17 protein-coding genes and 2 pseudogenes are annotated in these 16245 nt (G+C 37.3%); 7 read left to right on the forward strand and 12 right to left on the reverse strand.

The window, feature by feature from the left end:
* Positions 1 to 48: 48 nt before the first annotated feature.
* From QL986_RS00755 to QL986_RS00765, 3 genes are all read right to left on the reverse strand, one after another.
* Entirely contained in the window at positions 49 to 1194 is a 1146-nt protein-coding gene (locus QL986_RS00755) for a 5-(carboxyamino)imidazole ribonucleotide synthase (RefSeq protein WP_290190986.1), read from the reverse strand.
* Between the two features lie 2 nt (positions 1195 to 1196).
* Positions 1197 to 1679, reverse strand: coding sequence for a 5-(carboxyamino)imidazole ribonucleotide mutase (gene purE / locus QL986_RS00760; RefSeq protein WP_013464946.1), 483 nt, complete (start codon positions 1677 to 1679; stop codon positions 1197 to 1199).
* Between the two features lie 153 nt (positions 1680 to 1832).
* Positions 1833 to 3419 (reverse strand): ABC-F family ATPase, encoded by a 1587-nt coding sequence (locus QL986_RS00765; protein WP_082918352.1) that lies wholly within the window; start codon positions 3417 to 3419, stop codon positions 1833 to 1835.
* A 617-nt stretch (positions 3420 to 4036) separates the two neighbouring features.
* On the opposite strand from QL986_RS00765, the gene QL986_RS00770 reads away from it, so the two are divergent.
* On the forward strand, positions 4037 to 5245 hold the full coding sequence (locus QL986_RS00770) for a porin (RefSeq protein ID WP_028835233.1): 1209 nt from the start codon (positions 4037 to 4039) through the stop codon (positions 5243 to 5245).
* A 96-nt stretch (positions 5246 to 5341) separates the two neighbouring features.
* On the opposite strand, the gene QL986_RS00775 is transcribed toward QL986_RS00770, so the two are convergent.
* Positions 5342 to 5524, reverse strand: coding sequence for a hypothetical protein (locus QL986_RS00775; RefSeq protein WP_024602491.1), 183 nt, complete (start codon positions 5522 to 5524; stop codon positions 5342 to 5344).
* A gap of 111 nt (positions 5525 to 5635) precedes the next feature.
* On the opposite strand from QL986_RS00775, the gene QL986_RS00780 reads away from it, so the two are divergent.
* Positions 5636 to 6157, forward strand: coding sequence for a TetR/AcrR family transcriptional regulator (locus QL986_RS00780; protein WP_290190987.1), 522 nt, complete (start codon positions 5636 to 5638; stop codon positions 6155 to 6157).
* 333 nt (positions 6158 to 6490) lie between these two features.
* On the opposite strand, the pseudogene QL986_RS00785 reads toward QL986_RS00780, so the two are convergent.
* Both QL986_RS00785 and QL986_RS00790 read right to left on the reverse strand, forming a co-directional pair.
* Positions 6491 to 7364, reverse strand: a pseudogene (locus QL986_RS00785) (alpha/beta hydrolase-fold protein).
* A complete protein-coding gene (locus QL986_RS00790; RefSeq protein WP_290190988.1) occupies positions 7361 to 7870 on the reverse strand; it encodes a GNAT family N-acetyltransferase in 510 nt (169 codons plus the stop codon). The pseudogene QL986_RS00785 and the gene QL986_RS00790 overlap by 4 nt, the downstream one beginning before the upstream one ends.
* 99 nt (positions 7871 to 7969) lie before the next feature.
* Between QL986_RS00790 and QL986_RS00795 the strand changes: the two genes are divergently transcribed.
* Positions 7970 to 8173 (forward strand): hypothetical protein, encoded by a 204-nt coding sequence (locus QL986_RS00795; protein ID WP_013464954.1) that lies wholly within the window; start codon positions 7970 to 7972, stop codon positions 8171 to 8173.
* Positions 8174 to 8188: 15 nt separating this feature from the next.
* Here QL986_RS00795 and QL986_RS00800 read toward each other — a convergent pair whose 3' ends face one another.
* From QL986_RS00800 to QL986_RS00810, 3 genes are all read right to left on the reverse strand, one after another.
* On the reverse strand, positions 8189 to 8659 hold the full coding sequence (locus QL986_RS00800) for a GNAT family N-acetyltransferase (protein ID WP_290190989.1): 471 nt from the start codon (positions 8657 to 8659) through the stop codon (positions 8189 to 8191).
* 17 nt (positions 8660 to 8676) lie between these two features.
* Complete coding sequence (locus QL986_RS00805) at positions 8677 to 8871, reverse strand: CPXCG motif-containing cysteine-rich protein (RefSeq protein WP_036956501.1); 195 nt, start codon at positions 8869 to 8871, stop codon at positions 8677 to 8679.
* Positions 8872 to 8965: 94 nt separating this feature from the next.
* Positions 8966 to 9565 carry a MepB family protein gene (locus QL986_RS00810; RefSeq protein WP_290190990.1) on the reverse strand — a complete coding sequence of 200 codons (600 nt, stop codon included), beginning with the start codon at positions 9563 to 9565 and terminating at the stop codon, positions 8966 to 8968.
* 123 nt (positions 9566 to 9688) lie between these two features.
* On the opposite strand from QL986_RS00810, the pseudogene msrA reads away from it, so the two are divergent.
* Positions 9689 to 10285 (forward strand): annotated as a pseudogene (gene msrA / locus QL986_RS00815) (peptide-methionine (S)-S-oxide reductase MsrA).
* Positions 10286 to 10428: 143 nt separating this feature from the next.
* Here msrA and QL986_RS00820 read toward each other — a convergent pair.
* Entirely contained in the window at positions 10429 to 10596 is a 168-nt protein-coding gene (locus tag QL986_RS00820; protein ID WP_167380509.1) for a hypothetical protein, read from the reverse strand.
* A 394-nt stretch (positions 10597 to 10990) separates the two neighbouring features.
* Here QL986_RS00820 and QL986_RS00825 point away from each other — a divergent pair, with 394 nt between their 5' ends.
* From QL986_RS00825 to bktB, 3 genes are all read left to right on the forward strand, one after another.
* Positions 10991 to 11872: a LysR family transcriptional regulator gene (locus QL986_RS00825; RefSeq protein ID WP_033103433.1), complete on the forward strand. Its 882-nt coding sequence runs from the start codon at positions 10991 to 10993 to the stop codon at positions 11870 to 11872.
* A 182-nt stretch (positions 11873 to 12054) separates the two neighbouring features.
* The gene (locus tag QL986_RS00830) at positions 12055 to 13512 is read left to right on the forward strand and encodes an aerolysin family beta-barrel pore-forming toxin (protein WP_290190991.1); all 1458 of its coding nucleotides are present in this window, start codon (positions 12055 to 12057) and stop codon (positions 13510 to 13512) included.
* Between the two features lie 232 nt (positions 13513 to 13744).
* Positions 13745 to 14938: a beta-ketothiolase BktB gene (bktB, locus tag QL986_RS00835; protein ID WP_290190992.1), complete on the forward strand. Its 1194-nt coding sequence runs from the start codon at positions 13745 to 13747 to the stop codon at positions 14936 to 14938.
* A gap of 239 nt (positions 14939 to 15177) precedes the next feature.
* On the opposite strand, the gene QL986_RS00840 is transcribed toward bktB, so the two are convergent.
* Both QL986_RS00840 and QL986_RS00845 read right to left on the reverse strand, forming a co-directional pair.
* The gene (locus tag QL986_RS00840; protein ID WP_290190993.1) at positions 15178 to 15486 is read right to left on the reverse strand and encodes a DUF6419 family natural product biosynthesis protein; all 309 of its coding nucleotides are present in this window, start codon (positions 15484 to 15486) and stop codon (positions 15178 to 15180) included.
* Positions 15487 to 15607: 121 nt separating this feature from the next.
* Positions 15608 to 16186 (reverse strand): cold shock domain-containing protein, encoded by a 579-nt coding sequence (locus QL986_RS00845; RefSeq protein ID WP_290190994.1) that lies wholly within the window; start codon positions 16184 to 16186, stop codon positions 15608 to 15610.
* Positions 16187 to 16245 lie beyond the last annotated feature (59 nt).

The raw sequence follows: 16245 nt of genomic DNA on the forward strand, positions 1-16245 counted from the left end.
AAAGCGATATATTGAAGTTAAGTTCAATTTATCGCTTTGTTTTTTAACTTATAATAGCGATTTGCTGGTAGCTAATACACCGGGGTAATCTTGCTCTGGTAAACACATTGCGAGTTCACCAAGGCGTTCACCTAATTGCTGTAAATTATCAGCAGATACATTAATGTGGCCCATTTTGCGACCAGGTTTTACACTTTTACCGTACCAATGGCTGGTTGCATCCGCAGTTTTTAACACATCAGTAGGGATTTGTGCTTGGCCTAATACATTTATCATAGCAGTCGGTTGCTTAAGTTGCGTACTACCTAAAGGTAGGCCGGCAACAGCGCGCATATGGTTTTCAAATTGCGAGCAATGAGCACCTTGTTGCGTCCAATGGCCTGAGTTATGAACTCGCGGCGCAATTTCATTAACCAGTAATGTACCTTGCACATCAAAAAACTCAATGGCGAGTACACCCACATAATTAAGCTCATTCGCAATTCGGGTAAATGCCGTGATTGCTTGTTGCTCTAGTTGGCTATTATTGTTTTTACCTGCAACCGAAAGCGTTAACACACCCTCGGTGTGCTCGTTTTCAGTTAATGGATAAATAGCAACATGGCCGTGTTTATCGCGCGCACCAATAATAGAGACTTCACGATCAAACGGGATCATTTTTTCTGCAATTATGGTGTGCGGAGCGTGCTCAGTGCCTGATGCAATAAAATCAGCCATTTCAGCCCAAATTTGCTCAATTTGATCGTCTGATTTTAAACGCCATTGGCCTTTACCATCGTAACCCGCTTGGCATGTTTTAATGACTAATGGCTTACCAAGTGTTTGAACCGCGAGTTCAAGATGCGCTTTTTCTGTAATTAATTGATATGGCGCGCATGCAACAGCGGTTTTATCTAGGAGCGCTTTTTCAAGCGCACGGTCGCCACCGGTTTTAATGGCTTGTTTGCCCGGATAAAACTTATTGCTATTACAACACTGTGTAAGTACATCATCTGGAATATGTTCAAACTCGGCCGTAATAGCATCAGCGTTTTCTATCGCCTGTTCGAGCGTTGTTGGGTACACTTCGTTTGTAAGCGGATGTACAATCTTTTTGCTGCCTACATCATAAGCAACCACATTTAAATTAAGCGGTGCACCGGCTAAGCTCATCATTCGTGCTAGCTGCCCTGCCCCTAAAATTAAAATATTCATGATCACTCTGCAGGATTTGGGTTAGCTAAAACAGTCTCAGTTTGTTCTTTACGGAACGCTTCGATTTTTGCGAAGATTTCTGGGTTTTGACATCCTAAAATTTGTGCCGCTAATAAACCTGCGTTTGCAGCACCGGGCTCACCAATAGCAAGGGTACCTACCGCAACACCTTTTGGCATTTGGCAAATAGATAACAGAGAGTCTACACCGTTTAGCGCTTTAGATTTAACGGGTACGCCTAAAACTGGCAGAGATGTAAACGCTGCCGCCATTCCCGGTAAGTGCGCCGCGCCACCTGCGCCTGCAATAATAACTTTAATACCGCGTTCTGCGGCTGAACTTGCGTAATCGGCAAGTAATTGAGGAGTGCGGTGGGCAGAAACCACTTTAGTTTCATACTCAATGCCAAATTTTTCTAGCATAAGGGCGGCGTGTTCCATGGTTGGCCAATCTGATTTAGAACCCATAATAATGCCAACAGTCATAAATACTCCTCAGTAATGTATTTTAAAAATAGCGGACTTATGTCCGGTTTTATGGCGGGTATTATATACTTAAATGCTGCACTAATGCGACCAGCAGGCAATAAAAAAGCCATGTTAAACATGGCTTTTTTTAAACAGCGAAACAATCAGCAATTAAGCTTCTTTACTCGCTAAATATTCTGAGTAGTTACCTCTAAAGTCGATAACTTTACCGTCTTTAATTTCCCAAATACGGGTGGCAACTGATGATACAAACTGACGGTCGTGTGACACAAACATCAAGGTACCTTCATACGCTTCAAGTGCTAAGTTAAGCGCTTCAATTGATTCCATATCCATGTGGTTGGTTGGCTCATCCATTAATAAGATATTTGGTTTATGCATCATGATTTTACCAAACAGCATACGACCTTGCTCACCACCAGATATTACTTTTACTGATTTTTTTATATCGTTTTGTGAAAACAACATACGACCCAAGAAGCTACGCACTACTTGCTCATCGTCGCCCTCTTGTTGCCATTGCTCCATCCACTCAAACAAATTCATGTCTTTTTCAAACTCATCGGCATGATCTTGTGCATAGTAGCCAATGTTTGCATTTTCAGACCATTTAAACTCACCGCTTTTAGGCGCTAAACGTCCTGCTAAAGTGTTTAATAATGTTGTTTTACCCACACCATTTTCACCAATAATAGCAATGCGTTCACCTACTTCAACCAACCCCTCAAGGCCTGAGAATAAAGTTTCTTCAAAACCTTGAGATAAGCTAGTCATTTCTAGTGCGTTACGAAATAACTGCTTTTCTTGTTCAAAACGAATAAAAGGTGTTTGACGTGACGACGCTTTTACTTCGTCTAATTGAATTTTATCAATTCGTTTTGCACGTGAAGTGGCTTGCTTTGCCTTTGATGCGTTGGCAGAAAAGCGCGATACAAATTGTTGAAGCTCTGCTATTTGGCTTTTCTTTTTGGCGTTTTCACTTAGTAAACGTTCGCGTGCTTGAGTAGCTGCAAACATGTATTCATCGTAGTTACCCGGGTAAATACGTAGTTCACCGTAGTCAATATCGGCCATGTGCGTACATACCGAATTTAAAAAGTGACGATCATGCGAGATGATGATCATGGTACAGTCACGTTGATTCAATACATCTTCAAGCCACTTAATTGTATAAATGTCCAAGTTATTGGTAGGCTCATCAAGCAGCATGATATCAGGGTCTGAAAACAACACTTGAGCTAGAAGCACACGAAGTTTAAAACCTGGTGCAATTTCTGACATAGGTCCGTAATGCTGCTCTGTAGTAATACCCACGCCTAATAGTAACTCACCCGCTTTAGATTCAGCCGAGTAACCGTCCATTTCAGCAAATTCAGTTTCAAGATCGGCTACTTTCATGCCGTCTTCTTCACTCATTTCAGGTAGGCTATATATACGGTCACGTTCTTGTTTGATATCCCACAATTCTTTATGACCCATAATCACGGTATCAATAACAGAATATTCTTCGTAGGCGAATTGATCTTGGTTTAGTTTAGCAACGCGCTCATTTGGATCAGTACTTACGTTACCCGAAGATGGTTCTAATTCACCACTAAGGATTTTCATAAAGGTCGACTTACCACAACCATTAGCACCAATTAAACCATAACGGTTTGATTCGCCAAATTTAGCTGAGATATTTTCAAATAACGGTTTAGCACCAAATTGCATGGTGATGTTAGCTGTACTAATAATAGCGCTACCCTCCAAGGGAGACTGAAGTATTTAAATTTCGCGCAGTTTAAACCAAATCACCGTTTTTTTCTATGAAAGTTTATAGCACCAAACTCAAAGTAAACGGTGGCTGTTTATTAACTATAAAAGCAATTAAATAGCCAAAGTACTAGGCGAGTAAATGTGCTAAAAAGGTGAGTAAAACTCATTATTGTACTGTTGATGCAGTAAAAAAATGTTTAACAAAAAACAACTAGCATAAAACCCTTTATAAATTATTTAATCGCGTTTACAGGCGACTTGGTCGCATTTTACTTTTATTAACAATTAATACGGCTATATTAACGTTTTTTATAGTATTAGAGTTTTAGCTCTACCCATGCCGACAGGTGCAACTATGAAAAAAATTCAACACACCCTCTCCTACATTTAAGCCTAATGTCTTATTCCAAAATTAAATGGCAGTTTATACGGCTACAAAATAAAAACAGCATTAACTTAAAATGAACAAGCTGCGTGTTTTATGCTAATTGTCATTGATAATTTTTCACTTTTGAGCCTTTTATTGCTTTGCTAGTCTGCACGACTTCGAATTTAGTAACTATAAAAACGTCTTTAATTTAGGCAAGGCACACACAATGAAAAGAAAATTAGTATCGCTAGCAATTGCGGGTATTTTAGCTGCTCCAAGTGTTTCAGCAGTAGAAGTGTTTAAGGATGAAAAAAATACAGTCGCAGTAGGCGGATATATTGATGCGCGAGTGATAAATACTCAAGGTCAAAACGAAATCGTCAATGGTGCCTCACGAATTAATTTTGATTTTAAACGCCAACTAAAAAACGGCTGGGAAGCAATGGCTTTAGTTGAATGGGGTGTCAACCCTGTTGGCAGTAGCGATATTGTATACAACAACCGTTTTGAATCTATTCAGGATGAGTTTTTATATAATCGTTTAGGTTATGCAGGACTTAAACACGATAAATACGGCCAAATTACGATTGGTAAACAATGGGGTGCGTGGTTTGATGTTGTGTATGCAACAAACTACAGCTATGTTTGGGATGGTAACGCTGCCGGTGTTTACACTTACAACAAAGACGATGGTGCAGTAAATGGTACTGGTCGTGGTGATAAAACACTGCAATACCGTAATAGCTACAACGACTTTGACTTTAGTGTTCAAACTCAGTTAAAAAATAGCGCTTTTTATACTTGCGATGTAAGTAATATTACAGAATCACAATGCCAAGCAAATTTTGAGTCTGGAGATGCTGCTGCACAACAAGTTGAATTTAACTATACGTTTGGCGGTGCAGTAACCTATAACGTGACTGATAAGCTAAAACTGACCGCGGGTATTAACCGCGGCGAGTTTGAATTAACGTATGGCGACGGAACAACCCGCTCTGTTGACGATTTAATTTATGGTGCAGGTGTTATTTGGGGCAATATTGATGCGCCAGGCTTGTATGTAGCCGCTAATATCAACAAAAACGAAAACCACGATACAGATAACATAGGTCGTTTAATTAAAGATGCGATCGGTATTGAAACATTTGTGTCGTATCGCTTTGATAACGATTTTAGACCATTTATTGCCTATAACTTATTTGATGCAGGTGATGACTACGTAATTCAACCAAACTTTAATGCCGATCCTAACGATGTATTTAAGCGTCAGTTTGCAGTTATTGGTGTGCATTACTTAATTGACCAAGACACACAACTTTATGTAGAAGCACGTAAAGACTTTGGTGATTTTGAAAGTAATAATAAACAGCAGCAAGCGCTAATGGAGCAATCTGAAGATGACGGTATTGCTTTTGGTTTTAGATACGTTCTTTAATATCAGTTGAGCTTTCAAGCTTAAAATCACAAAGCTAAACTTAAAGCCCTGCAAAATAGCAGGGCTTTTTTTCGATTTGTTTAGTTGAAGCTTGAGCTATTTTTTCTTAAATGCTTTTTTTAACGCACGCGTCCCCTCTGTTGGCCCTAGAATAAGCCATAAAAAAGCAACCCCTCCTGGGACTAAAACTGCTTTTAATATTGGCCCTAGCAAATAAGAATAAAAATAAATTAGTGGAATAAAAAGTACATAACCAATAACACGTTTGATAAACTTCATGTAACATCCTTATAAAAATGAGCATGCTCACAATATTAATTGAGCGCGCTCAACTAATCAAATAATGGTTTAGCCCTTTTATTTAACAAACAAGTAAAGCATTGAAATATAATGAGTAAAAGAGAAAAGACACGCGATAAAATTTTAGCTTCAGCATGGGAATTATTTTTGCTGCAAGGTTACGATCACACATCAACAAGAGAAATAGCGGTTGCAGCCAATGTTGCTGTAGGTACAGTGTTTAGTCATTTTGAAAATAAAATTGATTTATTGATGGCCGGTATGCAACAACAAATAGCCGTTATTATTAACCAAGCAAAGCAGTTAGATACGCAGCACTCCCCTCGCTTAAAGTTACGTCATTACGCTCATCCGCTTTATTCTTTTTATTGTGAAAATAGTGAATTTAGTAAGCTATTAATTAGCGACATCATTTGGAGAACGTCTTTTTTTAAAGCGCAGATGGATGAATTTAAACAACTGCTTTTTAGTGAACAACCGAAGTTTGATGAAACAAAAGCAAGCGTAATGATGGACTGTTATTTTATGACCTTAATCGATGGGTTAAACGATCCCTTACCAAATGCTGAAAATATGCTTAGACAGTTAAGTAATAAAATAGCGCTTTTGTAATTAAGTCCTAAACGTATAGATCGGTGCTGATATAAATAAAGCACCGCCCACCTTTTTTGTTATTTAAATTCTTTATTTAACGATCCAGATAGCCAAACTCAATAAGCGTTATAAACCCACCACTCCACTTATGAGTAAATCCATAATTTATATTACGCCATTGCTAAGATTACATTTAAACACAATTTAGTATGATGTGTTCTTACATGTATTACCTTACATCCTCCAGCCATTTACACCATAAAATAATTTATAGCAAAACGGCTTAACTGTACATATATACAGTTAAGCCGTTTTGCTAGTACTACTCTTAATCAAAGTTCAACAATATTATTAATTAATAAATTCATCATAGGCCATTAAAGCCCCCGTAATACTCAATGCTGGATTATCATTATGCTTTGCATCAGGGTTTACTTTACTGCCCCACACTAACCAGTTACTAGTATGGCTGACTAAACTTTGCTCCAAGTTATTATACGCCTCAAGCATTAATTTATGCTCAGCCCCGCCAACAGTAAAATATAATAAGGCGGGTCTATAGTAGCTCTGTGTTTTAACTTGTAAAAAGGTATTAAGATGATTTACTACGGTCATATCGTCATACCAAGCCGCAGGGCTAAATGCAAAGTAACCATTAAATAGCGATGGTTTGGTATGCAGCGTATATAAAGTAAAACTGCCCCCTGCCGAAAATCCCGTTAATATACGGTTTTCAGTTAACCTGTAGTTAGCCTCTAAATAAGTAAGTAGCTCTTGCTCTATAAAAGCTAAAAAACAAATCAGCTTTACCAAAAATTTCTGGCGAAGTTTCATGTTTAGGTCGAGGATTTGTATTTACGTCCTTCCTGGCATAAGGTGGTACAAGATCACGATTTCGGGTATCAGTAAAAAACTGATTAGGTATAGCAACTAAAATAGCCTCATTTAATATACTTTCAGGATTTAATGCTTTTAGCGCTTTATCCCAATTAGCTAAATTAAAATTACCATCTGTTTTTATAATAAGTGGATACGCTTTATTTTTATCAAAATCATCGGGGAACCTTATAAATACCTTACGAGACTCATTAAGCACTTTCGAATCTAAGGTTACATCAACAAAGTCTGAAACATTATTTTGATAATAACTAAACCCAGTTATTGCAAACCCAAATACACTAACAGCAAACAATACATTTAAAATAATCGCTTTTTTAATTCTCATGCGCCATCCATTTTAGTTAATTGCTTATGCCATACACCGTTATTAAGTTGCTGCTTTAATACAAAGCCAAGTTTAGTAAGCAAGTTATAACAGCGTACGTTTTTACCATGAATTTCTGCATATAAGTGCTCAATGTTTATAGAGCTATGCACTTCACTGACAAAGCCTTTAAGTACTTCTTGCATTAAGCCTTGCTGCCAATAAAAAGGATCGAGTTCGAAGCCCAAATAAGCACTTTGGGTTTGGCTATTTATGTTATATAAACCACAGGTACCAATTAGGTCACCAGATATATTATGTTCAATCGCAAGCCGAACACCTTCACCTTGGTAATAACTCGAGATATCATCTTGAATTAACTGCTTAATATGCTGTTTATTTAGCGGGGTTTTATAATCGTTAAACTCATAAACGAGTGGATTATTTAAAATTGTTAATAGCGCTGCGCCGTGTTTGTGGGTAATTAAACGTAAGGTAACGCGGGGTAATTTTATAGTTTTAAACATGCCTACGCCAAATAAAGTAAACGCGCTTTAAATAGCACTTTATAGAGCGTCATTATTAACTTACCATACCGTATTCACAAGCATTAATTGAGATAAACTATGAGTGACAATTTTAAAGTAATACAACCAACTACTACTGTTTACTGCCCAAAACGTGGTGAAGGTTGGACCCTTACCGGCATTACTAATATTAACGAGTTTACGTCGGTTATGTTTGATGGTGTGCGTTACACCTTACCAGCGAGAGAAATTGTAGAGCAGTTGCTGCCTAACCAATTAGCGCGTGAACAGCAAAATAGCTAAATTAAACAAAATTTATCACTTAACCATATGTACACAGTTTTCTGGTAATGGGCTTAAGTCATGATTTTCTGGGGTATTAGCAGCAACTTTAAAGCCTAGCTTTTTATAAGCCGATACTGCTGCTCGGTTGTATTTATAAATAAACAATGAGCAATCATTAACATTTAAGTTTAATTGCCCATGTTTACATAATGCTTTAATTAGGGAGGCTGCAATTCCCTCCCCCCTTCGTATAGGGTTTACTATTAAACGCGCCAAATGACATTTGTTTTTTTGTTGATAATATTGCCCAAAAGCGAGTAATACGTTTTGTTGTCCAACCAATACAAAAGAAGTCGAGACATCAAGGTTTAAGTCTTCAATAAAAGTCTGCGCCGTAAATGGGTACCTAAAGTAAGGGCCAGCCCATTGAGTTATGTCATGTTGATCATTAAACCAACTCATTAGCTCGATAATATGCGTATTATTAAGTGGTTGTAATGTCATTCGCCTTGTTGATTCCTTCAAAACGCATCATCTTCACTGTATACATTTACATTAAGTTCGTCGTTATCTTCAAATACAACAAACGAAATCGGCTTACAACACACTTGGCAGTCTTCTATGTATTGCTCATCAATATCAGCCACATCAATTAATACTTCTATGGTTTCGCCGCAGTAAGGACAACTAATTGACTTTTCGGTTAACTGGTTCATGATTTCCCCTTTCAAATTTACATAAGGTTATAATTTCACTTTAGTAAACAACCTTATATATGACAATGCTCGTAAAGTGACTTAATATTCAAATTTAAACAGCGTTAGCTAAAATATTGTTTAACTTAATTAAATCAACTAAGCCATGTTGGTTCTGATTTAAAAAATAATCGCATTGCCAACGCTGAGTGACTTTAGCAGAATTACTAAATGCGCCAGTCCCTTTTAATGCCCTACTTTCGCTCCAAGGCGGAAATACTCTAAAAGCCGTTTTGCCTTTTTGGTTTCTACCTGTGACGATGCCTTTTTTAACTAACAACTCAACCGGAAATAAAAAGAAACCGCTTTGTGTATTTGCTACTTGGTTGTTACTAGTGGTTAATCCATCACTTGAAACCGCTACTAATAAATAGTCAAACTCATTGGCCAATGGAATTGGTTTAGAATTACTCAAATCCGCTGGGCGTTTCCATAGTGCTAAAAAAGCGCCAGGTCTGTCGGGTGTAATTTTAGCTTTTCTGTAAATTATACGTTTTTGGTTTAAAGTAAATGCATAGCCATGGTATTGGGCATTTTGATTATGAGGTATCAACTCATCAGCGTTTGGTAGTTTATACCCTGAGGGAGCAAAGTTGTTTTGTAAAATGATTAATAATTCATCATGCAAATGATCATTCGTCATTAAACTTTTCATATCTCGCATCCGTTTTATATAAAGTGAGTTCAAACCCTTAAGCAACTTTGTAATGAAAGAGTTTTTAAAGTTAGCGGGTCTTACTATACAAGTATTTATACATAACTAAAGGTGAACATTTTTATGAAACACACATTAGCGCTAGTATTGACCTCTATGGGGATTTTGTTTAGCTCATTAACATACGCTAAAACCGAACAAGCTATTTTAGCCGGTGGCTGTTTTTGGTGTATGGAAAGTGACTTTGAAAAACTCGAAGGTGTAACCGATGTGATCTCAGGGTTTACTGGTGGTGAACTTAAAAATCCAACCTACAATGGTAATCACCAAGGCCACTACGAAGCTGTGCTGGTTACCTACAACACTAATGTATTAAGCTATCAAGATATTTTAAACCATTACTGGGTGAATATTGATCCTTTTGACGCAAAAGGTCAGTTTTGTGATAAAGGCCTAAGCTACCGTAGTGCGATTTTTGTTGCTAATGAGCAACAGCGACAATTAGCTAAGCAATCTAAACAGGCGGTAGTTAACGAATTTCCTGAGCAAACGGTAGTAACCCCTATTCTCGATGCTAAAACCTTTTACCCGATAAAAGGCGATGAAAGTTATCACTAAGATTATTACAAAAATAATCCTATTCGTTATAACACCTATCGCTGGCGTTGTGGCCGTGATAGTCGCCTAGAAGACATTTGGGGCGATAGAGTTACCCACTGAGTTTAAAAAACCAAAAGGCTGCAAAAAATGCAGCCTTTCTAATATTTAAGCAAAGTAATAGCAGACTAATTATTTATTCTATGCTCAAAGCTGCAAGCCCACTTAAACAATTCATTTTTTAAGACGGTTAAATAGGCTTCCTATCATGACGATTTCTTTTTTATAGGAAACACCTTAAACCAAAATGCCATTTCAAAAACAAAGCCCGCAATAATAAAAATAAATAAGCCAGTAGTGCTACCATAAGAATAACAGGCAATAGCAGCAATAATTAATGCAGCTAAAATCAACCATTTTATAAACACATTCATCTTTAATACCTTCGGTTCTGTTGATTTATCGTGGCAAATTCCATTTAGGTAATCAGATCCTATGCATCATGATTATTCACCAAAAAAGTGTGTCTAGCGTAATTACTCGTTTATTGTTTGTCTATTAAAACGTATCGTAAAATGTTACGCATTGTTTCTACTAAGTTTTTATTTTAAAAAACGCGTTATTTGCAGAATCTTTAATTACTAATACCTCAAGTAAGTACACCTTCGCTCACAATAATTTATTAAATATTCTAATACAAAGGTAAATTTCTTGTTGCCACAAAAGGGACTAATGAGTACTTTAATTAAATAATTAGTTTTATAACTTTAACTAATTATTAAGTACTAAATACAATTTCATGTCTTAAATTAATACAGGAGATTTACCTTGCTTGATATCATAGCGCTTTTTATAAAAGTAAATCATTACAAAACATTTAATGAAGCGTCAGTAAAGTTAAATATTCCTTTACCCACTTTACAAAGAAAAATAAAAAAACTTGAAGAAGACTTATCGTTAGCGTTGTTTTATCGTGAAAAAGGAAGTTTGCGATTAACAGAACCTGGAAAGAGTTTTTATAGCCACTGCCTAGCCCATGTAGAAGGTTTACAAACTACGCTGTGCAATTTTAAGAATTTCAGTGAAAATAAAGTGAGTAAAATTAAACTAATAGCGCCGCAAAACTTTATAAAGAGTGTGTACTTCTCAGGCGTTATAAATCAATTCACATTACTTTATCCAAATATTAAAATTCATATGATGCTATCGGATGAACGCCTTGATTTAAAAGCTACCGAGTTTGATTTAGCCATTAGAATTGGAAAACTAGATAGCTCTCAAAATATATGTAAAGTTATTAACCAAATGAGTTTTGTTTTAGCTTGTTCATCGAGTTTAATTGAGCAATATGGCATACCAAGTAATTTTGACGATTTAGCTAAACTACCCCACATATCGTGCTCGCCATTCGAAAACTGGTCCTTTAAAACAAATAAAAATGAACAGGTAATTTTTAAACCTCAACCTAACTTTATTTCTAACGATATAGAAATGTGTGCCTTAGCTGCTATTGAAGGAAGAGGTGTATATTATGGCCCTAAATATTGTTTATTACCGCATATAAAAGACGAAAGCTTGGTTGAAGTATTAACGCAATTCAAACCCATAAAGCGAGATGTAAACCTGATATGGCCTGATAAATTAATTCCAAAAAGCACACGCTATTTAATTGATTTTTTAGAGCACTCTCTCAAAGGAATCAAAATGTAGCTACCGCAGCATTAATAATTTAATTAATTTTTGTAATGTTTAAGCAACTAATATTTTTGAAAAATCAACTTTCATATAACACTCTATAAAAATAAAGCGAGTTCTTTAGAATCAAAATCGGTCCAAAATTAGATTATTTAATTAGGACCTCATTTAAATATAATTTTAAAGGATGTAACTTAATGAAAAAAATATTACCCCTATTGCTGTTGTCGCATACAAGTTTTGTAAGTGCTAATACAACTGCAATTTATCCAGATCAACTTAAAAATGAAAGCTTAGGTGCTGGAGTTTGCTCAACTGATAATAGACTAATTACAAAGGCTGAAGCGCAAACCTACAGAAATGAACTTACTAACAAAATGGGTAAGTGGCAAATAACGGGATTAGCTAATGGCTGGGTTATTATGGGTTCTGGCTACGCAGGTGAAATAAAACAAGGGACTGCTGCAAATTCTTGGTGCTACCCTAACGATCCTATTAATGAGTTCCCTACATTAAGTCCCGTAAAAGTATCGCCAGGCAGTCAAAGCCAAATTGAATGGGACTTAGTGAATCAAAAAGAGGGGTTTATAAAACCCCTTTCATACCTTGCCCATACAATGGGATTTGCGTGGGTTGGTGGAAATCGCTCTAGCTATGTGGGTGATGACATGGAGGTAACCAAAACGGGCTCAGGGTGGAAAATACAAGGTTACAATGGTGGCAGTTGTGATGGTTATCGATGTGATGAAAAGTCAGCTATTACCGTATCTAACTTTGAATATGTGATGGATAACGAGTCATATAAAATAACAGGTGATATTGTTGCTGCCGACAAAGAACTAATAAAAACGTTAACAGTCCCTGCAGTGAATGACACGTCAGCAGCTCAAATGTCAGTGGTTACAATTGAATACGATGCGGCAACCAACTGGTCTAAAACCAATGATTACAGTATTTCTGAGTCTGTTACATTATCTAATACATGGAAGTCTCCCTCTGTTACTGGCGGATCAGACACTTCGCTATCAGTCACAATCGCAGCGGAGCAAGCATGGGGAACAAGTAATGGCGGCTCAGAAGCTGAGCGAGTAGTTGTACAGGCAAGAACCAATGTACCAGCATACACACAGCTTAATGCAAAGGTCGATTTGTTTAAATCATCAATATCGTATCCTTATGCATTCGATGCTGATATTACCTATGATCTATCTATAAATGGCTTTATGCGATGGGGAGGCAATGCTTTATTAACCCACCCAGAAAACAGACCTAACGACACTGCTAATTTTGTAATTGGCCGTTGGTCAGGTCAAGATAAAAGCATTGAGTATCAATGGGAACACCGCTATATACCAGGTGAGAATAAAAAATGGGATTGGCCTTGGATGATACAACAAACAAGCTTATCAACAATGCAATACTATTTAAGCCATGTTTTAAGACCTAAAAAAACAACCCTAACAGGCCACTTTTATGCACAAAGCCAATTTGCGGGCAGTGTTTACTTTGGTGACGAAACCCCAATTGTCACTAACCAAAGAAGTAAGCGAAGTGTTTCATCTAATGAGTACTCTAGTGCAGAAAAGTTAAAAAAAGAGTTTGAAGATGCGGGTTTTAAAAATGTCGTTGTTAATATTGAAATGATTGATTTATAAACACCTGTGGGCTCTCATAATGAGAGCCCTACTTCATAAATTTAAACAAAAATATTATTACTACTCACCTACTTTACTATTCCCTTTATTAAAATACATATACAGCTGAACCAACGTCGCCTTTAGTTTATTGAGAAATTATGCTTTGATGCATTAATAAAACTATTAATCACATTAGTCTATTAAACATACACCAGCACAAAATGATTATAAAAATAATAAGAGAACAACAATGGCACAAAATACAAACAACAGCGTAGTAATACTCAGTGCGGTTCGTACCGCTATCGGCAGCTTTGGTGGCAGCCTAAAAAATTTTAGCCCGGCTGAGCTTGGCACTTTGTGCGCAAAAGAAGCCCTAAATCGGTCTAAAGTTTCTCCTAACCAAGTAGGTTCATGTGTTGTGGGCAAAGTTATTCATAACGGCCCTAAAGACGCCTACCTATCAAGAGTCATTGGTCTCGATGCTGGGTTGCCTATAAGCAGCCACGCTGTAACGCTTAATCGCTTATGTGGCTCTGGCCTTGAAGCCATTATTCAAGCGGCACAACAAATTCAATTAGGTGATGTAGATGCAGCCCTTGCTGGCGGAGCAGAAAGCATGAGTAGCTCTGCCTATACCCTCGAAAGTAACCGCTGGGGGCAAAAAATGGGTAATAGCACTATGGTCGATGAGCTCACCACGACCTTACAAGACCCATGGGATAATAACCCGATGGGAATAACTGCTGAAAACATCGCAGAAAAATATTCAATTAGCCGTCAGCAGCAAGACGAGTACGCAGCAAAAAGCCATCATAAAGCCGCAAAAGCGATTGCTGCAGGTCATTTTAAACAGCAGATTGTGCCTATCGAGATTAAATCACGTAAAGGCACGAACGTTTTTGACACCGACGAACACGTTCGCGCCGATACCACAGCCGATAAACTTGCAACTTTAAAGCCCTACTTTAAAAAAGATGGCACCGTTACCGCAGCAAGCTCATCCGGTATAAACGATGGTGCAGCCATGTTGGTACTTATGTCAGAGCAAAAAGCCAATGAGCAAGGCTTAAAACCGCTCGCTCGTTTAGTGGGTTATGCCAGAGCAGGCGTTGATCCTACTTTAATGGGTATCGGCCCTATTCCTGCAGTACAAGGGGTATTTGAAAAAACGGGTTTAACTATTGACGATATAGATGTGATTGAGTCTAACGAGGCCTTTGCAGTACAAGCACTGTGCGTTGCCAACGAGTTAAACTTCCCTGCGCATAAGGTAAACCCGAATGGCGGCGCCATTGCATTAGGCCACCCTGTTGGCGCAACGGGCGCTATACTAACCACCAAATGCTTGTACGAACTTAAACGAATTCAAGGCAAATATGGGCTAGTCACAATGTGTATTGGTGGCGGGCAAGGCATTGCAGCCATTTTTGAAGCGCTTTGATTCTAAGTTTATAACAACTATTTAATATCACATTAGGTTTAAACATAAAGGCTTTATACACAAGGAGTATTAAGAGACGCTTTGCTTTTAGAGGAAATAAAAACGTGGAAGTTATATTCTTTCGTACTCCCCCTCTTGAGTTTCTCTTTGTGAAAATCGATTTTAAGGCTTTTTTCACTTAGGGAGATAAAAGTTGCGTCAACTTATAGGTTAACTATCAAACATAAAAAAACTCTCGTCTACAAAACGTGTTTTATAGTTAACTTTCTTACGCCTACTAAAACACCACCAAATGAGATTAAAAATAATATTGGCAAAAACAGTAATGTTTCTGTGTTTTCTATATTTATAGCTGGGCTGCCAATAACTGCCAGCGTATTAATTAACAGCAGTATTAAGCTTGATTGCAGATAGCCCTTGTATCCAATAGCTCCTGCAAATAACAGCATAATAAATGATCCTGATATCGCAGGCGTAAAAGGTGCGGCGGCGAGTAACATGCAAACAAACGAAAATATAACAGCACAACCAATCATTACTTTAAACATAACAACCTCTATGATAAATGGCTTTAATCCACCATCTATTTATAACTGTATTACTAAAAATCGTATTCCACTTAACAGGTATCAACTAATTTTTAGTTTATTAATAACCCCAATATAAAAACTACCTATTTCCAAACTGCCGTTCACAAGGCTCGCCATCTTTATCCCCGTCCATTTTGGTATTTGGGCAATGTTGAATAAAAAATAATGCCTCTGCATAGGACGTCATTTGGCTACAATGTTGGCGGCCATCACAACGAAATGTTGGTGGTGTTTTATTAAGTGAGTTTGAACTAGCGGGCATAAATGACTCTAAATTAGCATTAGTCACTACAGGTGTTTGCTTGGTATTTAAATAACCGGTTTTATACACACTAAAACCAATACTAAAAATAATACCAAGCGTTATAAGTTTCATTAATGGTGAGTTTTTACGTGACGTTTTACTTATTTTAACCGGCCTTGTAGAGGCTTTTATTTGTGGTTGTGCTAATACGCCCTCAATACGGCAATTTACAGCTTTGGTTTTACCGTTAGGCTCAGTCGCAACCTCAAAGTAGATAATGTCGCCCACTTTAGGTTTACGGCTCATGTGTTTGAGCGATGATATGTGTATAAAGGTATCGTGTTGCAGTGTAGTTGATTTGATAAAGCCAAAACCTTTCTCGTCATTCCACGATTTTAATAATCCTTTGTTCATCCTTAAATCGTCCATTTAATAACTGTTAATTTTACACCCGTTTTAAAAGAGGCTTAAAA

This window comes from Pseudoalteromonas sp. APC 3250, assembly GCF_030407915.1.
Classification (GTDB): domain Bacteria; phylum Pseudomonadota; class Gammaproteobacteria; order Enterobacterales; family Alteromonadaceae; genus Pseudoalteromonas; species Pseudoalteromonas tetraodonis.